We start from the raw sequence: 25,713 nt of genomic DNA on the forward strand, positions 1-25,713 counted from the left end.
CTCAGTGCCGGTGGCGCTGCCGCCAGGCGCGCCACCAGCCGCCGCTGAAGACAAAGCGCGGGAAGGTCACGAACTGCTCGACCACCAGACGCTGCACTGCGTCTGTGCGATCACTGAAGGGCTCACTGGCCTGGGCTTCCAGGCTGTGGCCGTGACGCTGCAACGCCAGGCCGGCCACGATGCCGACCACACCAATGGCAAAACTGGCCAGGCTCAAGCTGAACACCCCGGACACAATCAACAGAAAACCGACGATAAACAGCGGCACGGCAATCAGGTGCAACGCCAGGTTGGTCGGGTGCTGATGGTTCTGTGGGTAGCTGCGCCATTGCCAGGCGGGGAGATTGGGGTGACGTTTGCCCATGATGAAAAATCCTCTGTCCATTGAAACAACTTGCACAGAGTTTAGGTGGGGGCGGGCGGGTCGGCGAATCAAGGCTGGCTATGGGGGCTATAGGCTGGACCCGTGGCGAGGGAGCTTGCTCCCGTGACGGCCTGTCAGCCGGACGATTTTTACCGGGTGTAAACCGGCTCTACTGTGGGAGCTGGCTTGCCTGCGATAGCGATATGTTAGGCGCCGAGGCTTTTTGGCCGGAGTACATATCCGTTATTTAGGTAACGGCTGATATTGGTTCCGCCCTTACGGCGGGTCACTTTTGGAAAAGAGCCCCAAAAGTAACCAAAAGGGCTCTTGCCCCACCACTCGGCACCTCGCCTAGGCTCGGTGTGCCCTCTCTCCGGCTTGAATCCGTGGGCCGCCGTCATGGGCCATCCTTGGCCCAGGACGGCTAACCCGGCGTCCTGCCGGGTTACCCACGGATTCAAGCCTGCGTTCGGCCAGCGTGGTTAACGGGGCGCCTAAGATCAAAAGCTGAAAAGCCAAGGCCAAAGCCAGCCTGCGTTGACTTACAACTTAAGTTGCCCGATAGCCTTGCTCAACTCGCCCGCCAAGGTCGCCAGTTCATTGCTGGTGGTCGCCGACTCCACGGTTTGTTGCACGGTGTTTTCGGTGACGTCGCGGATGCTTACCACGGCCCGGTTCATTTCTTCCGCGACATGGCTTTGCTGCTCGGCGGCGACGGCGATCTGGGTGTTGCTCTCGCGCATCTGCGCCACGGCGCTGGTGATTTCGGCGAGGGCGTTGCCGGCTTCGAGGGCTTGTTGCACGCAGTCGTCGGCCTTGAATGAGCTTTCCTGCATAAAGTCCACCGCGTCGCGGGTGCCGGCTTGCAGGGCGGAGACCATGCGGGTGATTTCGTCGGTGGAGCTTTGCACGCGCTTGGCCAGGTTGCGCACTTCGTCGGCGACCACCGCAAAGCCACGGCCCATTTCGCCGGCGCGGGCGGCTTCGATGGCGGCGTTGAGGGCGAGCAGGTTGGTCTGTTCGGCGATGCTGTGGATCACCCCGACCACGCCGTTGATTTTCTGGCTGTCCTCGGCGAGTTTCTGGATCATTTCGGCGGTCTGTTGCACGCCGGTGGACAGCCCGGCAATTGAGCGTTGTACGCGGCCCACCACTTCCTGGCCGCTGCCGGCGAGGGCGTCGGCGGTCTGGGACAGGTCGCGGGTGGCGCCGGCGTGCTGGGCGATGTGGTAGACGGTGGCGGTCATTTCGTTGATGGCGGTGGCGGCCTGGTCGGTTTCGCTTTGCTGGCCAAGCATGCCGTGCTGCACCTCGTTCATGCTGCTGGCCAGGCGTGCGGCGCCGTCATCCAGTTGCTGGGCGGTGCGCGCCACGGTGTTGACCACCCGTTGGTAGCCGGCCTGCATGGCATTGAAGGCGCTGGCCATCTGCCCGACCTCATCCTTGCACGCCAGTGGCACGCGGGCCGCCAGGTCGCCGGTTTTTTCCACGTGCAGCATCACGTCCTTGAGGGTGTTGAGCTGGCTGAGCAGGAAGCGGATCAGCAACTGCGAAGCGCCGAGCATCGCCAACATAAGGATCGCCACGGCGATGGCGTAGTTGGCAAAGCGGTCTTCGAACACTTGGCTCAGGCTTGGCGCATAGGCCAGCACGGCGACGTATTGACCGTCGGCGCGGGCGACCACGTCGGCGCCCAGCAGTGGGTTTTCGCCGAACCAGGGCATGTGGTTGAGTTCGACCCAGCCCGTTGCGCTGCCCAGGGCTGACAGATCCTGATCCGCCACTTGTGGGACTTGGCCACGGGAAAATGTCAGCCAGTGCTCGTCCCTGGGCAGCGGTTTTTCCGCGGGCCAGGCGCCGAGCAAGCGCGCCTGGGCCTGCGCCGATGCCCGGGAAGCGTCGCTGCGCGCTTGTTGTTCAAGCTGCACGGCGTACAGCACCAGCAACAAGGTGGTGATGAAAGCGACCGCGTTGACGGCCCAGAATTTGTACTTCAGCGAGATGTTGCTAAGCCAGGCACCCATGGAAGGTTTTCTCTGATAGCGGAAACAGCATTGGCAAGGTGCCATTATTGTGCCGCTATTCAGGAAAAGCGCTTTTGACATGGGTCAATGCGCCGCATTACTCCACGCTGGGCAGGCCAAAGAACGCGCGGGCACAGGCGCTGCTGTGCTCGGCCAGGTCTTCCATGGTCTCGTTGCGGTGCAGGGCGACTTCGCGCAGCACTTCGGGCAGGTAGGCCGGTTCGTTGCGGCCGTTTTTCGGCTTGGGCCGCAGGGTACGCGGCAGCAGGTAGGGCGCATCGCTTTCCAGCATCAGACGGCCCCGGGGAATTTCCCTGACTAGCGGGTGCAGATGGGTCCCACGGCGTTCGTCGCAGATCCAGCCGGTAATGCCGATGTGCAAATCCAGGTCGAGGTAGCTGAACAGCGCCTGCTGCTCGCCGGTGAAGCAGTGCACCACGGCGGCGGTCAGGTGGTCACGGTAGTCCTTGAGGATGTCCAGCAGGCGCTGGTTGGCGTCACGTTCGTGGAGGAACACCGGCAGTTTCAGCTCGACGGCCAGGGCCAGGTGCTCTTCGAGGACTTTTTCCTGCTGCGGGCGCGGGGAGAAATCCCGGTTGAAATCCAGCCCGCATTCGCCCACCGCACGCACGCGGCTTTCGCTGAGCAAGCCGCGCAGGCGCCGGGCGCTGTCGCTGTTCCAGTCGCTGGCGGAGTGGGGGTGGATGCCGGCGGTGCTGAACAGGCGTTGGCCGCTTTCGTCGAGTTTTACGCAGAGTTCCAGGGCCTGTTCGCTGCCGTCGAGGCTGGTGCCGGTAAGGATCAATTGTTGCACGCCAGCGGCGTAGGCACGGTCGAGTACGGCCTGGTGCTTCTCGTCGAAACTGGGGTTGGTCAGGTTGACGCCGATATCAATGAGTTGCATGGTGCTATCTCCGCCTGCGGCCGGAAAGCATATCAGAGCTGTAGATTTATAAGAAAAACGAAGAACTACAACAGGTTATCGCTGTCTTTGAACGTCGCAACCGACATCGTGGTTGGCCCAATGCTTTGCCCTGTGTCACCGTTGCGCGTCTTGCCAGCGCTTAAAGCGCTCTGTTTCTGACCCCCACCGCCTCGCTTTTCGCGAGAGCGCTGGCCAGTATTCTTACCGGAGAGCGGATGATCCGACCCTCGGCGTTGCTTATGTTGTGCCTGACGTTGCTGCTGCCCATGGCGGCGGTCGCGCGTCTCGACGGGCCGCTGGAAGTGACCAAGCCCGGCAAGGTCCGCGACCTGGCGGAAATCCGCGCCAGCCGTACCCTGCGCGTCTTGGTCAACCAGAGCCGCAACAGTTCCGGCGAAGTGCAAGGCCAGGCCATCGGCGTCGAATACCATCGCCTGCGCGCCTTTGAGCAATACCTCAACGGTCACGCCCGCGATGGCCAGGAGATCAACCTCAAGATCATTCCCAAGGCCAAGGATCAGTTGCTCGGCGCCCTGGCGCGCGGCGAAGGTGACTTGGTCGCGCCGGGTGAACTGCTCGACGTCAAGGCTGCGCACAAGATCAGCACCAGTGACCCGATTGCCAGCGGCGTACCGTTATGGGTGGTGGGGGTGAAGGGCGAGCGGCGGTTTACCAAACTGGAGCAATTGTCCGGGCGCACGCTGGCGCTGACCACCGGCAGCGCGGCGGCGGACGCCATCAACCAGGTCAACCAGAAGCTGGCGCTGCACAAGCAGCCGCCGGTAAAAGTGGAATGGGTGGACCCGACCCTGGCCGTGGAAGATGTGCTGGAGATGGTCCAGGCGGGCATTTTCCACCTGACGATCGTGGAAAAACCGATTGCCGAGCGCTGGTCGAAAATCCTCCCCAAGCTGCGCTTCGATAAGCAGGTGGCCATCAGCGAACCGGGCGACGAGTACTGGTTCGTGCGCCAGGATGCGTCGATGTTGCGGGCGAGCATTGATCGATTCCTCAAGACCTATCACACGCCTTCCGACCAGGATGTGGCGTTCCAGCGTATCTACCGACGCCTTTATCAGGTGCGCAATCCGCTGGCGCGTGTCGACCGCCAGCGCCTGGAAAAACTGCGCCCGGTCTTGCAAAAGCACGCTCGCGAGCAGGGCATGGACTGGTTGAACCTCGCCGCGCTGGCCTTCAAGGAGTCCGCTCTCGACCCTGGCGCACGCAACAGCGGCGGGCCCACCGGGCTGATGCAGATCACCCCGTCGGCGGCGCAGCGGGTGGGTGTCAACAATATCGAAAGCCTGGACAGCAACGTGCAGGCGGGCGCTCGCTACCTGGCGATGATTCGCCGCAAATTCTTCGCCAGCCCCAAGCTCAACGAGCGCGAGCGCATGGCGTTTGTCTTGGCGGCTTACAACATGGGCCCGGAGCGCGTGCAGGGGATGCGCACCGAGGCCAGGCGTCGGGGGCTGAATCCCAACCAGTGGTTCTTCCAGGTCGAGCGCATTGCCATGGAGCAGGTGGGAATGGGCAGCGTCAGCTATGTTAATAGCGTCAACAAGTACTACTTGGCGTTCGACCGGGAGCGGGAGTCCCTAGAGCCACCGGTGCCGAAAGTCGCCTCACGGAAGTAATCGATTTAATCGATATTAATCAGGCATTTTTTCGGCTTTTATCATTCCATTAACTGATTAATATAGCGGCCAACCAACCCCTACATCGAAAAGGATTACCCCCATGAGCCCACTGATCAAAAACCTGCTGTCCACCCGCGCCGGTTACGGCCTGACCGTTCTGCGTATTGTTGTCGGCGTGATTTTTGCCGCCCACGGTTCGCAGAAACTCTTCGGCTGGTTTGGCGGCTATGGCCTGGCGGGCACGGCCCAGTGGATGGAAAGCATCGGCCTGGCGCCAGGTACCCTGATGGCACTGTTGTCCGGTGGTACCGAGTTTTTCGCCGGTCTGGCACTGATCATTGGTTTGCTGGTGCGTCCTGCGGCCTTGGGCCTGACCATTCTGTCGGTGGTCGCGATTCTCTCGGTGCATATCCACAATGGGCTGTTCATGGCCAACAACGGTTATGAGTTTGCGCTGGCCTTGCTGGGCGGCTCGCTGGCGGTGCTGTTTGAAGGTGCCGGCAAGCTGTCTGCCGACCGCGCCATCGCCAACTGAGCCACCTGCAACACCCTGAACAGGCCCGCCATGTGCGGGCCTTTTCGTTGCGCGCAATTCTTGACATGGCCCCGTCGGCTTCTCTAGGATGCCCGCTCATGCGCCGATTTAAACAGCTAATTGCGGGGCGCCATGGGTGATTGTTTATGCTGCGTTCAGAGCGAACAGTCCCGATAGAAGTGCTGCATCCGACTCAGGACCAGGCTTCGAAATACCGCTAAAGCGCTGGTTCGGTGTTGCCTCTCACCTGCCCGCAGACTTTTGAGGCAGAGACACGACACGATGACTGCACTACGCCCCCTCATACGCTTGGCCCCAATCACTGCCGACCTGACTCAGCGCAACCCGAAAATCCTCCTGGGCGGCAAACACCAGCCGACATTGTTGCGTTACCTGGATGGCTGGCCACGTCGCACCGGCCGGCCTTCGGCGTTTCTGATCCAGTTTGTCGAAGACGGCGATTCCCTCGCCCGTTTTGCCAATAACAGCTTTGACCTTGCGGTTATCCAGGCACCCAGCGCCGCTGACGCGGATGAAGTGATCCGACACCTGACACGCGTTGCCAGGCAAGGGCTGATCGCGCGTCGCTGAATCGTCTCACGGTGTCGGCGCCGGTGTTGGGTGTCGGCGACGCTGCCGTCGATACAGGGCCCAGGCCGTCAGGCAGAGCAGTATCGGTATCGGTGCGCTCACCCCTAGCTTGACGTTTTGCACCAGGCGATCCAGCGGCGCATAAACCTGCACTTTCAGTGCGTGCAGTTCCATTGCCAGGCGTAGACGCTCCTTGTTGTGCGCCTGCAATTGGGCTGTGGTATTGACGGTTTCGGTGCCCAAGGTCGTCACGGGCGGGTTCAAGCGCTGCCATTCGTGTTCTGTCTGCGCCAGGCGCCGCTCAAGTTCGCGGGCCTGTTCCTGGTAGGCGCGTGCGGTCGCCTTGCGCCGGCTCTCCAGGCCATGCAGTGCGTATTCCGTCGGTGGCCGTGGGCGTATGTTGGCAAGCGCTTGAGGCGCTGCCAGGTTATCCAATGTGTTCAAGACAAACAGGCTGTTGCTGTGGTGCATCGATCGGGTTGACGGGCCCATGAGCAAATCGGTGTCTGCGACCACCACGACCTGAATCTGCGCCGCCTTCTGCAATCCGGGGGCTTGGCCACCACTACCGTCGGGAAACGCCGAATAGGCCGGCCCCTCAAGACGAGCGGCGATCACGTAGCGTTCCCCGCTTGGAGGCGGTTCGTCGACATAGGGCGCTTTGCCAATCCTGCCGGCCTCCAGCAGTGCCGACTGCTCGGAGCTGTACAGGAGGGGGGTGAAGCGTGTGCGGTGCTTGTCGAGAGGGAAGAGGGCGCCGCTGCTCGATACCCTGACAGAGTCCAGTTTCCAGGTACTGATATCGTTTGCGGCCATGGCCTGCCTGGGCAGACTCAGCGTGGTGGAAACGGCGCCTGAGGGCGCTTGTATGGCATAGCGATTGTCGATCAACACCTGGTCGGCCGGCATCCGGATGCCCCAGCTGGACAGCAGCGTCTCCAGTCGGGGGTTGAGGGCTTGTTGCCTTGAACCCTGTTCGCTCAGGGGGTCGATAAACATCATGAGTTTGCCACCACCCAGTACAAATTGATCAATGGCGTACAAGGCCTGCTCAGGCAGTGCCCGGGGGTGCACAAGCATGAGGGTTTTGATCTGCGTGGGGACACGCTGCGCGCTGGGCTCCAGCGCTACCACGTTCAAGTGTCGATGCAGTTCCTGTAGCAGGGGGGCGGCCGGTTCCTTGATCGGTAGCCCAGACAGCAGGCCGATGACAGGCGGTTGCGGGTGGAGTAACTGGTTGATCAAGTGGCTGATTTCGTATTCCAGCAACGCTGCACGGTCGGCGCTGAACGATTTGATGCGTTGCGCGGCCTGGCCGTCTCGGGTGCCAATGAGGCCAAAGAAACCCGCTTCGTCATCAAGCCCATAGAGCCCTGCTCTGTAGGCGTCTTCTGAAAAAGCGCCTGGGTCGACAATGTGCAGATTGATCATGCCGTTTGCCGCGGCTTCGAACGCCTTGAGCGTTTCTTCTACACGCTTGGCGTAGCGTTGGGTGGCACGGCTTTTTTTCGAATTGAAGTAGTAAAGATCCAGCGGAGTGTCCAGGGATGCCAGCAATTGCTGTACTGGAGCCGATAGGGTGTTGGTTTTCGCGCGTGAGACATCCCAGCGCACATCAGGCAGCTTGACGGCCCACACCAGGTTAAAGGCGAGGAAAACCAACAGTAGGACCACCAGTGTCATGCCGGCGTGCAGTGCGGATCGCATCGGGAACGCTCCCTCTCAGCTGTTTTTGTAGTTGAGAATGACGGTCGTCGCAGCGATTGAGGCCACTATGACGCTGATAAAGTAAAGACAGTCTCGAAGAACAATGACGCCGTGATCAATCTGAGTGAAACGTGACAGTGGGCTTAAGGACGCCACGTTGTCGATTACCCAGATCGGGGCCTGGTGTTCAAGTGCGTCAAGTACGCTGGACAGCCCGCTGATCACCAGCAAAATGCTCAAGGTTAGTATGAATATAATCAGATGATGACGGCTAAGGGCGCATATAAGACAGCCGATGGAAAGATAACTTCCAGCGAGCAACCAGCTGGCCAGATACTGCGTGGCGATCACGCTGTTGTCTGCGCTGCCTAACATATTGACCATCACTACAATGGGCAGTGTCAATGCCAGCGTGATTGCAGTTAAGATCCAGGCTGCGAAGAATTTACCCATGATCAGTTCCGCGTTTGTCACCGGTAGCGTGATGAGCAAATCACGAAGACCCGTTTCATGTTCATCGGCCCATAGTTGGGTGGAGAGTGCGGGAATTAGTAGCAGGTACAACCAGGGGTGTAGTTGAAAAAAGTCTTGCAGGTCAGTGCTGTTTTGCTCCAGTAACTGGCTGCTGTGTAATCCAAGGGTAGTTGACAGTATCAGAAATACTGCGATGTTCAGGTAGGTTGCGGGAGTGCAGAGGTAGCGGGAAAGTTGGCGCTTGATAATAGATGGCAGCATATTCAAATGGACGCCTCTTGGCTTAAGTGGTGGACGACGTCGTTCAGGCGACCAGGCTCCAGGTTAAGCGCGGTTATCTGCCAGCCGCGTTTGGCAATCAGGGCGCAGATCGGGGGGTAGATGGTGTGGCCCGGCATGGCGAGAACGGTGACGGTGCCGGGGCTGCGGCGATCTTCTTCGATGCCGGCAACCCCCGGAAGTACGGCCAATGCCAGCAGGTCCAGCGGCGTATCCGCTGCCAGGGTGACTGCCCTGTAGTACCGAGAGCTGCGCTGGAGTTCCGGCATGGAGGTGTCTGCCAGCAGGCGGCCCCCGCCGATGACCAGGGCGCGGGTGCAGATACCCGACAACGCATCGCAATCCCGCGTGGCAACGATCACTGTCATCTCTTCGGCCAACGACTGGATGAGCGCGCGGATTTTGCATTGTTGATACGGTGACAGGCCCTCGGTCGGCTCATCGAGCAACAGCACGCCGGGGTCATGCAAGATGGCCTGCGCCAGCGCAACCTTGCGTTGCAAGCCCATGGGGAGTGCGTTGAGCGGTTCGTTGAGAACGGCCGACAGCTCCAGCTGCATGGTGATCCGGTCAATGCGTTTGCGTTTTTCGGCGCCGCAGAACCTGCGGAAAGTGGCGATAAGGTTGAGGAAGCCTGCGACAGGCATCGTCGAATGGTTGATGCCGGGTTCGGGCTGGTAGCCCATGGCCTGGGCTACTTGAAGCCGATGGGTCCGGGTATTGAAACCAAGGATGCTCACGTGCCCGGAAGAGGGTTTGAGCAGGCCAGCCATCAGCTTCAGGAGTGTCGTTTTACCCGCGCCCCCATGCCCGAACAAGCCAATGCATTCTTGGCCCTGGGCCACCAATGAAAGATCGCTGATAACATGTTGTTTACCCAGTTGTTTGGTCAGGTTACTTATCTCGATCATTATGCTGTTCTGCTGCATTAGTTTCGCAATATATATGAGGAGGCAAGCGCTTTGGTTGACGTGTGTCGGGGCTCGGGTTAAAAAATAGTACGTTCAATGCAGGGGCTTGGAAACGCGCGGCGGGATGAATAAGATTAGTCCTACGTTCAGACTTGCAGCTCGCTGAAACAATTGTTTTGTGGGTGGCGTTGGACGGCGCAATGTTTATGTGGTGTTTATTTGAAGTTTATTCACTGGCACGAGGCCCAACAATCATGATGCTTTTACGTACCCTTGTTCTTGCGCCCTCCGGTGCGGATGCCCCAGTCAACGGCGCGCTGCTTTGTGGTTTTGCCGTGCCTCAAATCAGTTCAAACTTTCTGGTGTATAGCCTGGATGAAGAGGCGGAGCCAGGTAGTTCCCGGGTATATATCGCAGCCTTGCGTAAGAAACTTGAGCGTTATTACTTGGGTGGTGTCGATGTGCAAGCCGATTTGCAATTGGCAATGCAGGTATTCAAGCAGATATTGACGTGGGCAGCCTCCGGTGTGAAAACCAGCGGCGTTACCGATGCCCAGATTCCTTATCACTTCGTCGACTTGAAAGGTTGCAAGTTACCCCCGGCACGTCCTGAGGATCACCACTCCCTGATCATCAAGAAAGCCCTGGTGATGAAAGTCATTACCCTGGGAACATCTGCCCCCGCGTCACCCGCGATCGAAAGCACTGCTGTGGTGGTCCCTTCCATTCGCTTCTCTTCTCAAATGGTCTCGCCGCCACAGGCCGCAAGCCGGCCTGAACCGCCCCAGCCGGCGCTGCTCGAGCCACAGCCTGCCCCCTTGCCACTGAGCGAACCGCTCCTTGAAACACTGGGCGCGCCGGTTGAAGCCCCGTCATTGTTCGAGGTGGACAGCACGCTGACCAGCCTTGCGCGCGTCGCCCAGGAGCTGACCCAACAGAAACTGGTGGTACTCAAGAAAGAGGCAGCGCTTGAGCAGTGGCAAGTTCAACTGCAGCAAGGCCAGGCTGAGCTTGAGCAAAAGCGTCAGGAGTTGGCGAGTCGAACCCTGGAGAAGGAGACCGCTCTGCAAATGCAGGCGCAGGCCCTGGAGAATCGTGAGGGTCGCTTGGCGAGTGCCTCGGCCGTCTATCAGCAGGCGCAGCAGCAAATGGATGAGCGAGCCGATGCCCTTGAGACGCGTGTGGCCCAGGTGCACGCGCAGGAGTTGGTGGTTCACCGCAAAGGCGAGCAGTTGGCAGCCATGCTTTTGCAGTTTTCCGGTTTGCGCCAACGTATGCAGGTCATGCTCCCTGAGCTGGATCAAGTGGTGGGCGACTTCGACAGTGCCGAGCGCACGCCATCGATGGTCGACTCTCGTTCGATGTCGACGTGATGCAGTTCTGGCTACTTTCCCTTGTTCATTTATCATCAGGCTCAGTTCGCCGGCGCCGTGCCCTGGTGCAATGGCGTAGTGGGATCAATGAGCATTTTCTGGGGATGAAGGCGTTTGAGCACCAAGCTGATTACCAAAGAAGGTCATGAAGCGCTGAAAAAAGAGTTGGATTACCTGTGGCGGGAAAAGCGCCCGGACACCACGCGCAAAGTGACATGGGCGGCGTCCCTGGGGGATCGCAGCGAGAACGCGGATTACCAGTACAACAAGAAGCTGCTGCGTGAGATCGACCGTCGCGTGCGCTACCTGCGCAAACGCCTGGAAGATATGCGGGTGGTGGAGTACATGCCGGAGCAGGAAGGGCGGGTATTTTTTGGCGCCTGGGTCGATATTGAAAACGAGCAAGGCGAGACCAAGCGTTTTCGCATCGTGGGCTATGACGAGATCTATGACCGGATGGATTACATCTCCATCGACTCACCCATGGCCAGGGCGCTGCTGCGCAAGGAAGTCGACGATGAGGCCATGGTGCAGACGCCTAGTGGCGAAGCCTGCTGGTGGATTACCGCGATCGAGTATGTGAAGTAGGCCAGGACGGCCCGTACCTGTGAGGGTACGGGCCGTTGGCGTGTCAGCCTTCGCGCAGCACGGTCAGTGGACTGGCGTTCAGTGCGCGGCGTGTGCCGAACACGCCGGCAGCGCCGATCAGCCCGGCCCCGAGCACCGGCAGCAGCAACAGCCATGGGTGAGGGTGCCAGGCCAGATCAAAGGCATAGCGGTACAGCACCAGTGTCACCAGCTCCGTGCCCAGTGCGGCCAGCAACCCGCTGACCGCGCCCAGCAAGCCGAACTCGATACGCCGTGCCTTGATCAGCAGCTTGCGCTCTGCTCCCAGTGCCCGCAGCAAGGCGCCCTGGCGGATTCGCTCATCCAGGGTGGCCTGCAAACCGGAGAACAGCACCGCCATCCCGGCGGCCAACACAAACAACAGCACGTACTCCACCGCCAAGGTCACCTGGGCGAGGATGCTGCGCAATTGTTCCAGCAAGGCCTCGACTTGCAGGATGGTCACCGCCGGGAACGCCCGGGACAGATCGACGATCTGTTGGTCATGCCCGGGTGCCAGGTAGAAGCTGGTCAGGTAGGTGGCAGGCAGGTCCTTCAGGGTGCCAGGCTGGAAGATCATGAAGAAGTTGGGCTGGAAGTTATCCCAATTGATGGTCCGCAAGCTGGTGACGCGCGCCTCGCGGTTTTCCCCGGCGACGGTGAACACCAGGTGGTCATTGAGCTTGAGCTTGAGGCTTTCAGCGACCTTGGCCTCTACCGATACCCCGGGAATCTCGTCCGTTGGCTGCGACGACCACCAGGCACCGGATGTCAGGACGTTCCCCGGTGGCAGGTCGGCGGCCCAGGTCAGGCTCAGGTCGCGCTGCACGGCACGGTCACCGCTGGAGTCCTTGCTGACAATCGCCTGTACCGCTTCGCCATTGATGCTGATCAGGCGCCCTGGGACCACCGGATACAGCGGCGCCGATTGGGCCTGCAAGGCCAGCAGGCGAGCACTGAAGGCGTCGGTGTCGGCGGGCAGGATGTTCAGCGCGAAATAGTTGGGGGCGTCCTTGGGCAGCTGGTTTTGCCAGGTGTCGAGCAGCTCGCCACGCAACAGCGCGATCAGCCCCATCGACAGCAGGATCAGGCCAAACGCCAGGGATTGGCCGGCTGCCGCCAGCGGGTGACGCAGCAATTGGCCCAACCCCAGGCGCCACGGCAGTGATGCACGCGCCAGCAGCTTGCGCAGGCTTTGCAGCAACAGCAGGAGCAGGCCGCCGAGGATCAGCGCGGCAATCACACCGCCGCCGAGCAAGGCGAAGGTCAGCACCAGGTCGAGGCTCAGGCGCCACATGATCAGGCCCAGGGCGAACAGCGCCGCGCCGTAGACCATCCAGGTGCTGGAGGCGATGGGCAGCAGGTCGCGACGCAGCACCCGCAGCGGTGGTACGCGGCCCAGTGCGGCCAGCGGCGGCAGGGCGAAGCCGGCGAGGGCGACCAGCCCGGTGCCGATCCCGGCGACCGCCGGCAACAGCCCGCCGGGGGGCACGTCGGCCGGCAGCAGGTCATGCAGGAAGTAGAACAGGCCAAATTGCGCCAGCCAGCCGAGCAGGGCGCCGGTCAGGCTGGCCAGCAGGCCAAGCACGCTCAATTGCAGGCTGAACAGCAGCATGGTTTCGCGGCGCGACAAGCCGAGGCAGCGCAGCAGTGCGCTGGCGTCGAAACGGCGGCTGGCGAAGCGGTTGGCCGACAGCGCCACGGCCACGCCGGCCAGCAGCACGGCGACCAGGCTGGCCATGTTCAGGTAGCGTTCGGCCTTGCCCAGGGCGCCGCCGATCTGCTGGTTGCCGTCCCGCGAGTCCTGCAGGCGCTGGTTGGCGGCGAGCCCCGGCTTGATCAGGTCGCGATAGGTTTGCAGGGTCGTGCTGTCGGGCGGCGCGCGCCACAGTTCGCGGTAGCTGACGCGGCTGCCGGGCTGGACCACGCCGGTGGCGTCCAGGTCGGCCAGGTTGATCATCACCCGGGGCGTGAGGCTGTAGAAGTTGCCGGCGCGGTCGGGTTCATAGGTCAGGATGCGGGCCAGGCGCAGGGTCTTCATGCCCACATCGATGCTGTCGCCGACCTTCAGGCTCAGCGCTGTGAGCAGGCGCGCCTCCACCCAGGCTTCGCCGGGTTTCGGGCCGCCCCCTGGAGTTTCCTCGGCGAAGGGCTCGGCCGCGCTTTTCAGTTCGCCGCGCAGTGGGTACTGCTCGTTGACCGCCTTGATACTGGAGAGCTGGATGCCGTTGTCGGTGGCGATAACGCTGGAAAATTCGACAATGCGCGCATGGTCCAGGCCCAGCTCGGTGCCGGATCTGATTTGTTCGGGACGCGCTGGCGAGCTGCCTTCGAGCACCAGGTCGGCCCCCAGGAACTCGGTGGCGCGCAACAGCATGGCGCCGTTGAGGCGCGCACCGAAGTAGCCGATGGCGGTGCTGGCGGACACCGCCACCAGCAGGGCGAAGAACAACACGCGCAACTCACCGGCGCGGGCATCGCGCAGGAGTTGGCGCATGGCCAGGCTGAACAGACGCAATAGGGGCAAACGTGCCATCAAGGCTCCAGGGGCGCGACCATCAGGCCGGCTTCAAGGCGGATCAGGCGGCGGCAGCGGTGTGCCAGGCGCTCGTCGTGGGTGACCAGTACCAGGGTCGTGCCGCTCTCTTTATTGAGTTCGAACAGAAGGTCGCTGATGCGCTCGCCGGTGTGGCTGTCGAGGTTGCCGGTGGGTTCATCGGCAAACAGCACGTCCGGTTCGGCGGCGAAGGCGCGGGCAATCGCCACGCGTTGCTGCTCGCCACCGGACAGCTGGCGTGGCGAGTGGGTCAGGCGTTGGCCCAGGCCGACACGTTCGAGCAGGTGCCGGGCGCGCTCGCGGGCGTCTTTGCGGCCGTCCAGCTCCAGCGGCAGCATGACGTTTTCCAGGGCGTTGAGGCTGTCGAGCAGTTGGAATGACTGGAAGACAAAACCCACGTGTTCGGCACGGATGCGTGCGCGCTGGTCTTCGTCCAGCGTACTGAGGGCTTGGCCGGCGAGGGTCACTTCGCCACTGCTGGGCAGGTCGAGGCCGGCGAGCAGGCCGAGGAGGGTGGATTTGCCGGAACCGGAGCTGCCAACGATAGCCAGGCTATCGCCCTTGTTCAGTTCCAGGCTCAGTTCGTGCAGGATAGTCAGTTCACCTTCCGCGCTGGGAACCACTTTGCTAAGGTTCCGCGCGGTGAGAATGCTTGCGCCCATGGAGAATCCGATGCGAATGTGGTTTTTGAGTGCTGGCCTGGCCTTGATGTGCGTGGCCCAGGGCGCAGCGGCGGGTACAGTCCTGATCGTTGGCGATAGTATCAGTGCCGGTTTCGGCCTGGATACCAGCAAAGGATGGGTCGCGCTGCTGGAACAACGGCTCAAGCGCGAAGGTTTCGACGATAAAGTGGTCAATGCCTCCATCAGCGGCGACACCAGTGCCGGAGGCCTCGCGCGGCTGCCGGCGGCGCTTGCAGAGCATAAACCGGAACTGGTGATCATCGAGTTGGGCGGCAATGACGGCCTGCGTGGTCAGCCTCCGGCGCAATTGCAACAAAATCTTGCCTCGATGATTGACCAGTCCAAGGCCATTGGCGCCAAGGTGCTGTTGCTCGGCATGCAATTGCCGCCCAACTACGGCCCGCGCTACACCAACGCCTTTGCCGAAGTCTACGGCAGCCTGGCCAAGGACAAAGCCGTGCCGCTGGTGCCGTTTTTCCTGGAAGGTATCGGTGGCCACCCGGAGCTGATGCAGGCTGACGGGCTGCATCCCGCCGTCGGCGCCCAGGGCAAGTTGCTGGAAAATGTCTGGCCGACGCTAAAACCGCTGTTATGACGCTTTTCTACCGGCAGGCTTTCGGCTAAGGTGGCGCCCCCCCGATCTGGAGCCCCCGATGTCACGCCCTGCCTGGTCCCTGTTCAACTACCAACTGATCGAGCCTGACGAGCAGCTGGATCTGTTCGCCTGCCAGGAAGTCCGGGTGCATCTGGTGGCACGCCAATTGGAGCTGGGCGGCACGATTGACCGCACGCTCTGTGGCACCTTGCTGCCAGCCCAGCCGCGCTGGTCATCGGTGGGTCGTGCGATTTTCCAGGACCAGCGGCTGTGCCCGTTGTGCCGGGCGATCCTCGAATCCCAGAAGCGCGGCACGCCGCTGATCTGGCCGGAGCTGCGCTTCGAGTAGTCTCGGGGGCAGATGGATGCTCCCGGCGTGCTTCACGTATACAATCATTTTTTTCCTACCCGTCGTTCTGCGAAGGATTTTCCGGATGTTGTCGCGCCTCTCCGTCGTCACCTGCTGCCTGTCTCTCGCCGCCCTGTGCGCGGCCGGCCCTGCGGCAGCGCTGCAGTTACCGTTGCCACCACCGGGTGAAGACATCGTGGGGCAGGTCCAGGTGATCAAGGCCAAGTACGAAGATACCTTCGCCGACCTGGGCACCACCTACGACCTGGGTTATTCGGAGATGGTCGCGGCCAACCCGGGTGTGGATGCGTGGCTGCCGGGTGCCGGCACCGAGATCGTGTTGCCGACGCGCTTCATCCTGCCGCCCGGTCCGCGCGAAGGCATCGTGATCAACCTGGCGGAATACCGGCTCTACTACTATCCCAAGGGGCAGAACGTCGTCTACACCTTCCCGTTGGGGATTGGTCGTGAGGGCTGGGGTTCGCCCATCGCCCATACCAGCATCATCGCGAAGACGCCGAACCCGACCTGGACCCCGCCTGCATCGATCAAGGCCGAGCACGCCGCCAATGGCGATCCGTTGCCCAACGTAGTGCCTGCCGGTCCGAACAACCCGCTGGGGCCATTCAAGTTCACCCTGGGCACGCCGGGTTACCTGATCCACGGCTCCAACATGAAATTTGGTATTGGCACGCGGACCAGCCACGGCTGCTTCCGCATGTTCAACAACAACGTGCTGGAAATGGCCGGCATGGTGCCGGTGGGTACGTCGGTGCGCATCATCAACGATGCCTACAAGTTCGGCAGCAGCGGCGGCAAGGTTTTTCTGGAAGCGCACACGCCGTTGAATGATGACGGCACGCCGTCGGTGGTCGATAAGCACACGGCGGTGATCAACGCCTTGCTCAAGCGTGAAGACCTGGCCAATAACCTGCGGGTGAACTGGGATCAGGTGCGTGATGTGGTCGCCGCGGAAGATGGCTTGCCGACTGAAATTGGTGTGCCCGGTGGCGCGCCGATTGCCGCCAGCGCGCCGATCGACTTGCAGCAGTAAACCTGCCGGATCGAAAGCCCGCCACGGCCTTGCGCTGCGGCGGGCTTTTTTATTGCCTGGGGTTCAGTGCCGAATCCCGGGCAATAAAAAAGCCGACCCATAAATGGATCGGCTTGATAACAACCCCGAGGGATTATTACTTGCGGCTAGCTTTTTCAAGCATGCGCAGAGCGCGCTCGTTAGCTTCGTCAGCAGTCTGTTGTGCTTTTTGAGCAGCAGCCAGAGCTTCATCAGCTTTACGGTAGGCTTCGTCTGCACGAGCCTGGGAGCGAGCTGCTGCGTCTTCAGTTGCAGTCAGACGAGCTTCGGTTTCTTTGGAGACGCTGCTGCAACCGGTAGCCAGAACTGCGGCCAGAGCCAGAGCAGAGAATTTCAGAACGTTGTTCATCGTGTTCCCCTTCAAGGACTTTCTATTAAATAGCTACTTGCCCAGAGTGAGCAAAAGCCGGCGTACATACTACCCATTACTTGTAGTAAGTAAACTGACGTAGCGCAAGAAGCAAAAAAAATTCTCGCGCCGAATCTATTTTGGCTAATCTTTTGAAGGTTTGTATAAAAACCGTTCAATTTTTTTCAATCGGATGTGCATTGGATCCCGTCTGAAAGCTACGGCCCGCATGCGTCGGGCTGGGTATATGGCTAGACATTTATATATCGGCACCTGCTCTTTTGTTCAGCTTGCCGTTACGCCGTCTCGCATCTTTTACGCATGTAGAGGTGACTTTAAGAGCGCCTGTTCGTCTCAAGCTTCAACTGCCGGCAATGTTCTGGCTATCGATCACCGGTTGATCGATGGCTTTTCTATAACCGCCAGCGGTGGGGGATGATGAGTGCGCCTTGAGCAATTTCAGGATTGGTGCCTACTATTCCCTACGTGCTGGTTGTGAGCGCTAGAGGTTTCTCGTTGTCGAAACCGGCACGGGGTGGCGTAGATGTTCCTTCGCCGGAAAAACATCGGTAAGGTAGGGGTCGAAATCCAAGACCCGCGAGGAGTAGTGATGAGCGAGGCGTTGTCCATCCACCATGACCAGGCTGGTCATCAGTTCGAGACCAATGTGGACGGTCATCGTGCCTACCTGACCTACATGGACCTCGGGAAGCAGACCCTGGACATCTATCGGACCTTCGTGCCCAACGCACTGCGCGGCCGGGGTATTGCAGCGGCGCTGACCGAGGAAGCCCTGAAGTTTGCCGAAGAGTCCGGCTACACGGTGATCCCGTCCTGCTCCTATGTCGAACGCTACATGGAGCGCCACCAGCGCCATGCGGCGAAGCTGTAAGGCATGAAACAGCACCATGAAAAACGCCGGGCTTAGCCCGGCGTTTTTGTGTGCGCAGTGCGGGTTCAGGTGCGTTTGCGTTTCGGCAACACGTCCTTGAGCTTGGCATGCATGCTGCGCAGGGTGTTTTCGGTGGCCGCCCAGTCGATGCAGGCATCGGTGATCGACACGCCGTACTGCAAGTCGGCCAGGTCTTTTGGAATGGCCTGGCAACCCCAGTTCAAGTGGCTCTCGACCATCAGGCCGATGATCGACTGGTTGCCTTCCAGGATCTGGTTGGCGACGTTTTCCATCACCAGCGGCTGCAGCGCCGGGTCCTTGTTGGAGTTGGCGTGGCTGCAATCGACCATGATGTTCGGCTTGATCTTGGCCTTGTTCAGCGCCTGTTCGCACAGGGCAACGCTGACCGAGTCATAGTTGGGCTTGCCGTTGCCGCCACGCAGGACCACGTGACCGTAGGCGTTGCCTTTGGTGGTGACGATGGACACGCCACCTTCCTGGTTGATCCCCAGGAAACGGTGCGGGCTGGAAACCGATTGCAGCGCGTTGATCGCCACGGTCAGGCCGCCGTCGGTGCCGTTCTTGAAGCCCACGGCCGACGATAGGCCGGACGCCATCTCGCGGTGGGTCTGGGATTCGGTGGTGCGTGCGCCAATGGCCGACCAGCTGATCAGGTCCTGCAGGTACTGCGGGGAGATCGGGTCCAGGGCTTCGGTGGCGGTGGGCAGGCCCATTTCAGCCAGGTCCAGCAGCAGCTGACGGCCGATGTGCAAGCCGTCCTGGATCTTGAACGAGTCGTCCAGGTACGGGTCGTTGATCAAGCCTTTCCAGCCGACGGTGGTACGCGGTTTCTCGAAGTAGACGCGCATCACCAGGTACAGGGTGTCGGACACCTCCGCCGCCAGCACCTTGAGGCGCTCGGCGTACTCGTGGGCTGCCTTGAGGTCGTGGATCGAGCAAGGCCCGATGACGACGAAGAGGCGATGGTCGGTGCCGTCGAGAATCTCACGGATGACTTCGCGACCCTTGGTGACGGTCTGCAGGGCAGCGTCGCTCAGGGGGATTTCGCGCTTGAGCTGATCGGGCGTGATCAGGGTCTCGTTGGATTCGACGTTTAGGTCATTGATCGGTAAATCAGCCATCGTTTACTCGTCAGGGTCACGGGTGCCGGCCGCCAGCCATCCCCGTGCGGCGGAGCACAGCATGATTTGAATGCAGGGGGGAGGAACCTTAGCGCGTAACACGGGCCCGCGACAATGGGCAAAGCCCGCTTTAATCCAGTGCTGGCGCCGCAAAGGCCTCATGGGAGAACTCGACGGCATGGCGCGACACCCACTCGCGCGCCAGGGCTTCGAATTGTTCGGGCGTCGGTTCGGCGTCTTCGTGCTGGCGGCAATAGCGCTCTATCCGGCATGCTTGCTCACCCATCCGCGCACCGAACAGGGCATGCTCATCGGTAAACGCGATGCCGATGCGATAGCCGTCCGCGACCTTGCGGCACCATGCCACGTAGCCCGGATAACGCGCGCTGGGCCCCAGGGAGGGAATGTGCAGGTCAACCGCCGTACCCTGGCGCCAGGCGCGCGGCCACTGGCAGGCGATGCCGCCCAGGCCGATCGTGAGCAGGCGTTGACGGGGAATGGCGGGGGAGGGACGTTGTGTTAACTCGACAGCGACATCATCAGGGTGAGGTAAAAAACGACCCATGTACACGGACTCCGAGCACCGTCCTGTTGACGGCGGCAGCAGCAGTATAGTGAAGGAACTGGAATTGACCGACCTGGATATTGACCAGCAATTGCTGGGATTGCCAGGCCTTTCTCTGCTGGTCTTCACCAGCGTAGGCTGTTCCAGTTGCCGTTGGGCACGCCAGCAGTTACCCGGTTGGTCATTGCCGGTGGACCGTGTGTGCTGGGTGGACGCCGGCCACAACGGTGGCGCGGTTGAACGCTACCAGATCTTTCATTTGCCGGCGTTGTTCCTGGTGTGCGAGGGTCAGTTTCTTGGGCAATTGCAGACGCGCCTTACAGCAGCTGACCTTGCCGACAGCATTAATCAAGCCCTTACTCGCCTTCCAGAGGATCTGCCATGACCGCACCATCGCCACGCATTGGCATCATCGGCACCGGCGCCATCGGTGGTTTCTACGGCGTGATGCTGGCGCGTGCCGGCTTCGACGTACACTTCCTGCTGCGCAGCGAGTATGCGGCGGTCAGCAAGCATGGCCTGCATATCAATAGCAGCGTGCATGGCCCTATGCATCTGCACCCGGTGCAGGCCTATGCCAATGCTGCCGACATGCCGCCGTGTGATTGGTTGCTGGTGGGTACCAAGTCCACCGGCAATGTGGACCTGGCCCCGACCATCGCCCAGGTCGCGGCGCCGGACGCCAAGGTGGTGCTCCTGCAAAACGGCCTGGATGTCGAGGACAGCCTGCGCGAACACCTGCCGGCCTCGCTGCATCTGCTTGGCGGCTTGTGCTACATCGGCGTGCACCGCTCCGGGCCTGGCGTAGTCGAGCATCAGGCCCTGGGCCGGGTCAACCTGGGTTATCACAGCGGCACGGCGGCCAATGACGAAGCGCAGCAGCAGGCGATTGTCGAAGCCGGCGCGGCGTTGTTCCACCAGGCGGGCATCGAGTCCCAGGCCATGGCCAATGTGCATCAGGCGCGCTGGCACAAGCTGGTGTGGAACGTGCCGTACAACGGCCTTTCCGTGTTGTTGGGCACGGGGACGACGGCGATGATGGCCGATGAGTCCAGCCGCGAACTGATCCAGGCGCTGATGGCCGAAGTCGTGGCGGGCGCCCACGCCTGTGGCCATGAGATTCCCGCGAGCTACGCCGAGCAGATGTTTGCCATGACCGAAACCATGGACGATTACCTGCCGAGCATGTACCACGACCATGTCCACAAGCGCCCGCTGGAACTGGCCGCCATCTACGCGCGGCCATTAGCCGCTGCCAAGGCTGCCGGTTGCGAGCTGCCGCGGATGCAGGCGCTGTATCAGGCGTTGAGTTTTATTGATCGGCATAACCGCTGATTCGGGAGGCATACGATGGCAAAGGGATTGGGCGACAAACTGGTGCTGGCGATTTCCTCGCGCGCGCTGTTCGACCTGAGCGACAGCCACAAGGTCTACCTGGCCCAGGGTGTGGAGGCCTACCGCAAATACCAGATCGAGCACGAGGAGGAAGTCCTCGCGACCGGCGATGCGTTTGCGCTGGTCAAGAAGCTCCTGAGCCTCAACGCCAGCCTCGGGCGTGCCCGCGTCGAAGTGGTGTTGGTGTCGCGCAACAGTGCCGACACCGGCTTGCGCGTGTTCAATTCGATCCAGCACTACGGCTTGGATATTTCCCGCGCCGCGTTCGTTGGCGGGCGTAGTCCCTATCCTTATTTGGCGGCCTTCGGTTGCCATCTGTTTCTTTCAACCCATGCTGAAGATGTGCGCAGCGCCCTCGATGCCGGCTTTGCCGCGGCGACGATTTTGTCCGGCGGCCCGAACCGCGCGTGCAGCGACGAACTGCGCATCGCGTTTGACGGTGATGCGGTACTGTTTTCCGATGAGTCGGAGCGCGTGTACCAGGCCGGCGGGCTGGAGGCGTTCCAGGCCAGCGAGCGGGAGTCGGCGCGCCAGCCCTTGCACGGCGGTCCCTTCAAGGGCTTTTTGGCGGCACTGAATTTGTTGCAGCGCGAGTTCCCGCAGGAGGCGTGCCCGATCCGCACCGCGTTGGTCACCGCCCGTTCGGCGCCGTCCCACGAGCGGGTGATTCGCACGTTGCGTGAGTGGGATATCCGCCTGGATGAGTCGCTGTTCCTGGGTGGCCTGGAGAAATCCGCGTTCCTGGAAGCGTTTGCCGCCGATGTGTTTTTCGATGACCAGGCCGGTCATTGCGAGAAAGCCAGGGAGGTGGTGGCCACCGGGCATGTGCCCCATGGCATCAGCAACGAGGTAAGGGTTCAGTCCGAGAGCTAAGCCAGTCGCAGTCGTTGATGCGCTGCTAAGCTCATTCAATCTCCGCCATCCTGGCAGTCCAGGAGGTTCTATGATTCGTTCGATGTTGTACGCCACGGACCTGGGTCTGTACGCGCCTTATGTGATGCAACATGCACTGGCGCTGGCGCGAACGTTCAAGGCGGACCTGTATGTGATTCATGTGGTCGAGCCCATCGGGCTGTTCGCCGAATCGGTGTTGCAAAGCTACCTTGATGAGAAGGCCCTGAGTGAATGGCAGAGCCAGGGGCTGACCACGGTCATGGCGACCATCGAACAACGGGTACTGGACAGTTTTCGCGAAGAGTTGGGGGAGGGCGAGCAAGACCTCAAGCTGATCCGTTCGGTGCGGGTAATCCAGGGCGATCCGTGCGAGGTGATACTCGACCAGTTGCGTAGGCTGTCGGTCGATCTGGTGATCGTCGGCAGTCATAGCCATGCAACGGCGGCGGCCACACCGCTGGGACGCACCGCTGCACGGGTGCTGCAACTGTCTGCGGTGCCGGTTTACCTGGTGCCCTCGCTACAGCGTCGACGCAGTGACGACGCGTGATGGTAGAAAACGATAAAAAGTTCTAGATTTATCCGTCTAACCTTTAATATAGTTATATACCGTCGCTGATACCCGTGGCGTCTATCTGCTTTGAGGGATACATATGAAGCTTCAACAACTGCGCTACATCTGGGAAGTGGCGCACCACGACCTCAACGTTTCCGCTACGGCTCAAAGCCTTTACACCTCGCAACCTGGTATCAGCAAGCAGATCCGCCTGCTCGAAGACGAGCTGGGCGTCGAAGTGTTCGCCCGCAGCGGCAAGCACCTCACCCGTGTGACCCCGGCCGGTGAGCGCATCATCACCACCGCTGGCGAGATCCTGCGTAAAGTCGAAAGCATCAAGCAGATCGCCCAGGAATTCTCCAACGAGAAAAAGGGCACGCTGTCCATCGCCACCACCCACACCCAGGCACGTTATGCACTGCCGCCGGTGATCCGCGACTTCATCAAGCAATACCCGGACGTGGCCCTGCACATGCACCAGGGTTCGCCAATGCAGATCGCCGAGATGGCCGCTGATGGCACCGTCGATTTCGCCATTGCCACCGAAGCCCTGGAGCTGTTCGGTGACCTGGTGATGATGCCGTGCTACCGCTGGAACCGTTGCGTGGTGGTGCCGCAAGGTCACCCGCTGGCCAAGCTGCCGAAGCTGACCCTGGAAGCCCTGGCCGAATACCCGATCGTGACGTACGTGTTCGGTTTCACCGGCCGCTCCAAGCTCGACGAAGCCTTCAGCCACCGCGGCCTCACGCCGAAAGTGGTGTTCACCGCCGCCGACGCCGACGTGATCAAGACTTACGTGCGCCTGGGCCTGGGCGTGGGTATCGTCGCCAAGATGGCGGTGGACACCAACCTCGATAAAGACCTGGTGGTGCTCGACGCCAGCGAGCTGTTCGAATCCAGCGTGACCAAGATCGGCTTCCGTCGCGGCACTTTCCTGCGGGGTTTCATGTGCGACTTCATCGAGAAGTTCGCCCCGCACCTGACCCGCGAAGTCATGGCCAAGGCGATCCAGTGCCACAACAAGCAGGAACTGGAAGAGCTGTTTGAAGGCGTTGAACTGCCCGTCCACTGAGTGGCTTACTTGGCCTCGGTAACCGTAAAGTGTTGCCGGGCGCCTGCCACCAGAATCTCCACCTCATCACCTTCGAACTTGCCCAGCAGGCTTTTGCCCAGGGGCGAGCGCGGGGTGATGACGGTCACCGGTTGCCCCACCACATCCACCTTCAAGCCTGCGCCGTCCGGCGCGAGGAACAGCCACTGCTGGCGACCGTTCTCGTCTTCCAGGCCCAGTAGCGCGCCAATTTCTATACCCCGTTGATCATCGTAGGCCCGCAGTGGCAGGTTCTGGCACAGCGTCAGCGCCTGCTTGATCTCTTCGACGCGCTTGGCTTGCCCGGCCGCGAGGTAGGACGCTTCCAGCCCGAGGGTGTCGTACTTGTTCTCGGCGATATTCTCTTCGTGGGTCGCGGTTTCGTAGGCGGTTTGCGCAGCGCGTTGGGCGATGTCGAGATCGACGCTGAGCTTTTCCAGGATCAACAGGTGGACGGCGTGTTTATTCATGGTCATCAATCGCAGAATTGCAGGACATTGGCCCGGGTCTTTTCGTTGGGGGCGTTCTGGTCCTGTTGCAGCCAGAACTGGCATTTGGGGTTGGACAGGTTGCGCGCATTGTTGCGGGCCTGGTCCAGGGTTTGTTGCTGTTCCTGCTTGTGCAGGTTCTGTTGATACTGCTCGAACAGGCGGTTCGGCGGTTCCGGTGGCACCTCCACCGGCGTGCCCAGTTGCTGCACCGCCTGCGCCACTGGCGCCAGGCTTTGCGGGAATAGATAACGCGACGCCAGCCAGGCGGTCAGCGCAATGGCGACAAACCCCAGCCATACGCCAAACGCGATGGCGGCACTGAGTTTGAACAACGACAACGGACGATCAGACATGGCGGCCTCCTGGCAGGCATTTGCGGCGTGGCGGCGATTGTCGCACAGCCACCGTGCAGAATAATCGCGATCAAGTCTTCTGCATCGGCGCATTTATACGGACAATCGAGCCTTTAAGTGTTGGAGCCCGGAATGAAAGCCCGCTGGGATATTTTTTGCAGCGTCGTCGACAACTACGGCGACATCGGCGTGACCTGGCGCCTGGCCCGGCAATTGGTGGCAGAGCATGGCTGTGACGTGCGCCTGTGGGTTGATGACCTGCGCGCGTTCGAGCGCATGTGCCCGGAGATCGACGTACAACTGGGCCAGCAATCGCAGGCCGGCGTCGACGTGTGCCACTGGCCGGCCGAGTGGCAGGGCGCGGCAGCGGCGGATGTGGTGATTGCCGCATTCGCTTGCCAGCTGCCGCCTGACTATATGGACGCCATGGCCGCGCGCGAACGCCCGCCGTTGTGGATGAACCTGGATTACCTGAGCGCCGAGGATTGGGTCGTGGGCTGTCACCGCTTGCCCTCGGTGAAGTTCAAGGGCGTGCAGAAGTACTTCTTCTTTCCCGGTTTCCGTGCGGGTACAGGCGGGCTGTTGCGCGAGGCCGGGCTGCTTGAGCAGCGTCGGGCGTTTCAGCAGGATGCCGCCGCGCAGCAAAAATTCCTGCAAACCCTGGGCGTATTTCCGGCGACGTCTGCGCGGCTGATCTCGCTGTTTGCCTACGAAAACGCCGGGCTCGCTGCTTGGCTGGACGTGTTATCGACGGACGGGCGTACCACCCATCTATTGGTGCCGGAAGGGCGCATCCTCGGTGATGTGCAGCGTTGGCTGGGTGTCGAGGGGCTTGCGGTGGGCGACGTGCATCAGCGCAGTGCCCTGACGGTGCAGGTGCTGCCGTTTGTGCGCCAGGACCAATATGACCGCCTGCTGTGGTGCTGTGAGTTCAATGCTGTGCGCGGCGAAGACTCCTTCGTGCGGGCGCAATGGGCCGGCCGGCCGCTGTTGTGGCACATCTACCGGCAGGACGAAGACATTCACCTCGACAAGCTCGACGCGTTCCTGGCGCTGTACACCGCCGCCTTGTCACCGGCGGCGCGGGCGGCCCTGATCACGCTGTGGCAAGCCTGGAACACGCAGGGCGATATGGCGCAACCGTGGAAAATGCTCATGGAGCACTGGCCGGAGATCAACCAGCACGCCGAATCCTGGTGTCTGGAACAGGCCTTGCAGGCCGATCTTGCGACGGCGCTGGTACAGTTTTATGAAAGTTGGATATGATATGCCACCTTGAA

General features: G+C 61.1%; 28 protein-coding genes. 15 read left to right on the forward strand and 13 right to left on the reverse strand.

Annotated features, from left to right (window positions below; genetic code table 11):
* Position 1 precedes the first annotated feature (1 nt).
* The 3 genes from PSH87_RS08540 to PSH87_RS08550 all read right to left on the reverse strand — a co-directional run bounded on the left by PSH87_RS08540 (position 2) and on the right by PSH87_RS08550 (position 3,292).
* On the reverse strand, positions 2 to 364 hold the full coding sequence (locus tag PSH87_RS08540) for an Mpo1-like protein (RefSeq protein ID WP_017734439.1): 363 nt from the start codon (positions 362 to 364) through the stop codon (positions 2 to 4).
* Between the two features lie 542 nt (positions 365 to 906).
* A complete protein-coding gene (locus PSH87_RS08545; protein WP_305433100.1) occupies positions 907 to 2,388 on the reverse strand; it encodes a methyl-accepting chemotaxis protein in 1,482 nt (493 codons plus the stop codon).
* 97 nt (positions 2,389 to 2,485) lie between these two features.
* Positions 2,486 to 3,292 (reverse strand): TatD family hydrolase, encoded by an 807-nt coding sequence (locus tag PSH87_RS08550; RefSeq protein ID WP_305433101.1) that lies wholly within the window; start codon positions 3,290 to 3,292, stop codon positions 2,486 to 2,488.
* A 236-nt stretch (positions 3,293 to 3,528) separates the two neighbouring features.
* Here PSH87_RS08550 and PSH87_RS08555 point away from each other — a divergent pair, with 236 nt between their 5' ends.
* The 3 genes from PSH87_RS08555 (at position 3,529) to PSH87_RS08565 (ending at position 6,079) form a co-directional block, all read left to right on the forward strand.
* Entirely contained in the window at positions 3,529 to 4,950 is a 1,422-nt protein-coding gene (locus PSH87_RS08555; protein ID WP_305433102.1) for a transglycosylase SLT domain-containing protein, read from the forward strand.
* Between the two features lie 103 nt (positions 4,951 to 5,053).
* A complete protein-coding gene (locus tag PSH87_RS08560; protein WP_017734435.1) occupies positions 5,054 to 5,488 on the forward strand; it encodes a DoxX family protein in 435 nt (144 codons plus the stop codon).
* 282 nt (positions 5,489 to 5,770) lie between these two features.
* Positions 5,771 to 6,079, forward strand: coding sequence for a hypothetical protein (locus tag PSH87_RS08565; RefSeq protein WP_026136480.1), 309 nt, complete (start codon positions 5,771 to 5,773; stop codon positions 6,077 to 6,079).
* A 6-nt stretch (positions 6,080 to 6,085) separates the two neighbouring features.
* Here PSH87_RS08565 and PSH87_RS08570 read toward each other — a convergent pair whose 3' ends face one another.
* The 3 genes from PSH87_RS08570 to PSH87_RS08580 are packed head-to-tail and all read right to left on the reverse strand — an operon-like array spanning position 6,086 to position 9,450.
* Positions 6,086 to 7,786 carry a Gldg family protein gene (locus PSH87_RS08570; RefSeq protein WP_305433103.1) on the reverse strand — a complete coding sequence of 567 codons (1,701 nt, stop codon included), beginning with the start codon at positions 7,784 to 7,786 and terminating at the stop codon, positions 6,086 to 6,088.
* A 15-nt stretch (positions 7,787 to 7,801) separates the two neighbouring features.
* Positions 7,802 to 8,527, reverse strand: coding sequence for an ABC transporter permease (locus PSH87_RS08575; protein WP_305433104.1), 726 nt, complete (start codon positions 8,525 to 8,527; stop codon positions 7,802 to 7,804).
* Positions 8,524 to 9,450 (reverse strand): ABC transporter ATP-binding protein, encoded by a 927-nt coding sequence (locus PSH87_RS08580; protein WP_026136479.1) that lies wholly within the window; start codon positions 9,448 to 9,450, stop codon positions 8,524 to 8,526. Before PSH87_RS08580 ends, PSH87_RS08575 begins: the two co-directional genes overlap by 4 nt.
* Positions 9,451 to 9,704: 254 nt before the next feature.
* Here PSH87_RS08580 and PSH87_RS08585 point away from each other — a divergent pair, with 254 nt between their 5' ends.
* On the forward strand, positions 9,705 to 10,823 hold the full coding sequence (locus PSH87_RS08585) for a hypothetical protein (protein WP_017734430.1): 1,119 nt from the start codon (positions 9,705 to 9,707) through the stop codon (positions 10,821 to 10,823).
* 114 nt (positions 10,824 to 10,937) lie between these two features.
* Positions 10,938 to 11,411 (forward strand): transcription elongation factor GreB, encoded by a 474-nt coding sequence (gene greB / locus PSH87_RS08590; RefSeq protein WP_017734429.1) that lies wholly within the window; start codon positions 10,938 to 10,940, stop codon positions 11,409 to 11,411.
* Positions 11,412 to 11,454: 43 nt separating this feature from the next.
* Here the strand turns inward: greB and PSH87_RS08595 are convergent, their stop codons facing one another.
* Positions 11,455 to 13,965, reverse strand: a complete 2,511-nt coding sequence (locus PSH87_RS08595; protein WP_305433106.1) for an ABC transporter permease — start codon at positions 13,963 to 13,965, stop codon at positions 11,455 to 11,457.
* Positions 13,965 to 14,648, reverse strand: a complete 684-nt coding sequence (locus PSH87_RS08600; RefSeq protein ID WP_005786391.1) for an ABC transporter ATP-binding protein — start codon at positions 14,646 to 14,648, stop codon at positions 13,965 to 13,967. Before PSH87_RS08600 ends, PSH87_RS08595 begins: the two co-directional genes overlap by 1 nt.
* A gap of 10 nt (positions 14,649 to 14,658) precedes the next feature.
* Between PSH87_RS08600 and PSH87_RS08605 the strand changes: the two genes are divergently transcribed.
* From PSH87_RS08605 to PSH87_RS08615, 3 genes are all read left to right on the forward strand, one after another.
* Positions 14,659 to 15,264, forward strand: coding sequence for an arylesterase (locus PSH87_RS08605; protein WP_026136478.1), 606 nt, complete (start codon positions 14,659 to 14,661; stop codon positions 15,262 to 15,264).
* 58 nt (positions 15,265 to 15,322) lie between these two features.
* Positions 15,323 to 15,613, forward strand: coding sequence for a hypothetical protein (locus tag PSH87_RS08610; RefSeq protein ID WP_017734426.1), 291 nt, complete (start codon positions 15,323 to 15,325; stop codon positions 15,611 to 15,613).
* Between the two features lie 85 nt (positions 15,614 to 15,698).
* Positions 15,699 to 16,667 carry a L,D-transpeptidase family protein gene (locus PSH87_RS08615; RefSeq protein WP_017734425.1) on the forward strand — a complete coding sequence of 323 codons (969 nt, stop codon included), beginning with the start codon at positions 15,699 to 15,701 and terminating at the stop codon, positions 16,665 to 16,667.
* A gap of 136 nt (positions 16,668 to 16,803) precedes the next feature.
* Here PSH87_RS08615 and oprI read toward each other — a convergent pair whose 3' ends face one another.
* Positions 16,804 to 17,055 carry an outer membrane lipoprotei OprI gene (gene oprI, locus PSH87_RS08620; RefSeq protein WP_003172710.1) on the reverse strand — a complete coding sequence of 84 codons (252 nt, stop codon included), beginning with the start codon at positions 17,053 to 17,055 and terminating at the stop codon, positions 16,804 to 16,806.
* Positions 17,056 to 17,665: 610 nt separating this feature from the next.
* Here oprI and PSH87_RS08625 point away from each other — a divergent pair.
* Positions 17,666 to 17,947, forward strand: coding sequence for a GNAT family N-acetyltransferase (locus PSH87_RS08625; protein WP_003233387.1), 282 nt, complete (start codon positions 17,666 to 17,668; stop codon positions 17,945 to 17,947).
* A gap of 65 nt (positions 17,948 to 18,012) precedes the next feature.
* On the opposite strand, the gene PSH87_RS08630 is transcribed toward PSH87_RS08625, so the two are convergent.
* Positions 18,013 to 19,089, reverse strand: a complete 1,077-nt coding sequence (locus tag PSH87_RS08630) for a 3-deoxy-7-phosphoheptulonate synthase (protein WP_124527136.1) — start codon at positions 19,087 to 19,089, stop codon at positions 18,013 to 18,015.
* A 130-nt stretch (positions 19,090 to 19,219) separates the two neighbouring features.
* The gene (locus PSH87_RS08635; RefSeq protein ID WP_017734423.1) at positions 19,220 to 19,654 is read right to left on the reverse strand and encodes a PilZ domain-containing protein; all 435 of its coding nucleotides are present in this window, start codon (positions 19,652 to 19,654) and stop codon (positions 19,220 to 19,222) included.
* Here PSH87_RS08635 and PSH87_RS08640 point away from each other — a divergent pair.
* The 5 genes from PSH87_RS08640 to cysB all read left to right on the forward strand — a co-directional run bounded on the left by PSH87_RS08640 (position 19,653) and on the right by cysB (position 23,571).
* A complete protein-coding gene (locus tag PSH87_RS08640; protein WP_305433107.1) occupies positions 19,653 to 20,039 on the forward strand; it encodes a thioredoxin in 387 nt (128 codons plus the stop codon). The two genes, PSH87_RS08635 and PSH87_RS08640, sit on opposite strands and share 2 nt — an antisense overlap.
* Entirely contained in the window at positions 20,036 to 20,989 is a 954-nt protein-coding gene (locus PSH87_RS08645; protein ID WP_305433108.1) for a putative 2-dehydropantoate 2-reductase, read from the forward strand. Before PSH87_RS08640 ends, PSH87_RS08645 begins: the two co-directional genes overlap by 4 nt.
* Before the next feature lie 15 nt (positions 20,990 to 21,004).
* On the forward strand, positions 21,005 to 21,922 hold the full coding sequence (locus tag PSH87_RS08650; RefSeq protein WP_017734420.1) for a 5'-nucleotidase: 918 nt from the start codon (positions 21,005 to 21,007) through the stop codon (positions 21,920 to 21,922).
* Positions 21,923 to 21,992: 70 nt separating this feature from the next.
* Entirely contained in the window at positions 21,993 to 22,493 is a 501-nt protein-coding gene (locus PSH87_RS08655) for a universal stress protein (RefSeq protein WP_017734419.1), read from the forward strand.
* Positions 22,494 to 22,596: 103 nt separating this feature from the next.
* Entirely contained in the window at positions 22,597 to 23,571 is a 975-nt protein-coding gene (gene cysB / locus PSH87_RS08660; RefSeq protein WP_017734418.1) for an HTH-type transcriptional regulator CysB, read from the forward strand.
* Between the two features lie 5 nt (positions 23,572 to 23,576).
* On the opposite strand, the gene PSH87_RS08665 is transcribed toward cysB, so the two are convergent.
* Both PSH87_RS08665 and PSH87_RS08670 read right to left on the reverse strand, forming a co-directional pair.
* The gene (locus tag PSH87_RS08665; RefSeq protein WP_026136477.1) at positions 23,577 to 24,059 is read right to left on the reverse strand and encodes a GreA/GreB family elongation factor; all 483 of its coding nucleotides are present in this window, start codon (positions 24,057 to 24,059) and stop codon (positions 23,577 to 23,579) included.
* A 5-nt stretch (positions 24,060 to 24,064) separates the two neighbouring features.
* On the reverse strand, positions 24,065 to 24,433 hold the full coding sequence (locus tag PSH87_RS08670; RefSeq protein ID WP_305433110.1) for a hypothetical protein: 369 nt from the start codon (positions 24,431 to 24,433) through the stop codon (positions 24,065 to 24,067).
* Between the two features lie 132 nt (positions 24,434 to 24,565).
* Here PSH87_RS08670 and earP point away from each other — a divergent pair, with 132 nt between their 5' ends.
* Positions 24,566 to 25,699 (forward strand): elongation factor P maturation arginine rhamnosyltransferase EarP, encoded by a 1,134-nt coding sequence (gene earP, locus PSH87_RS08675; protein ID WP_305433112.1) that lies wholly within the window; start codon positions 24,566 to 24,568, stop codon positions 25,697 to 25,699.
* The last annotated feature ends 14 nt before the right edge of the window (positions 25,700 to 25,713 follow it).

The sequence above is a fragment of the Pseudomonas sp. FP453 genome, assembly GCF_030687495.1.
Lineage (GTDB): Bacteria > Pseudomonadota > Gammaproteobacteria > Pseudomonadales > Pseudomonadaceae > Aquipseudomonas.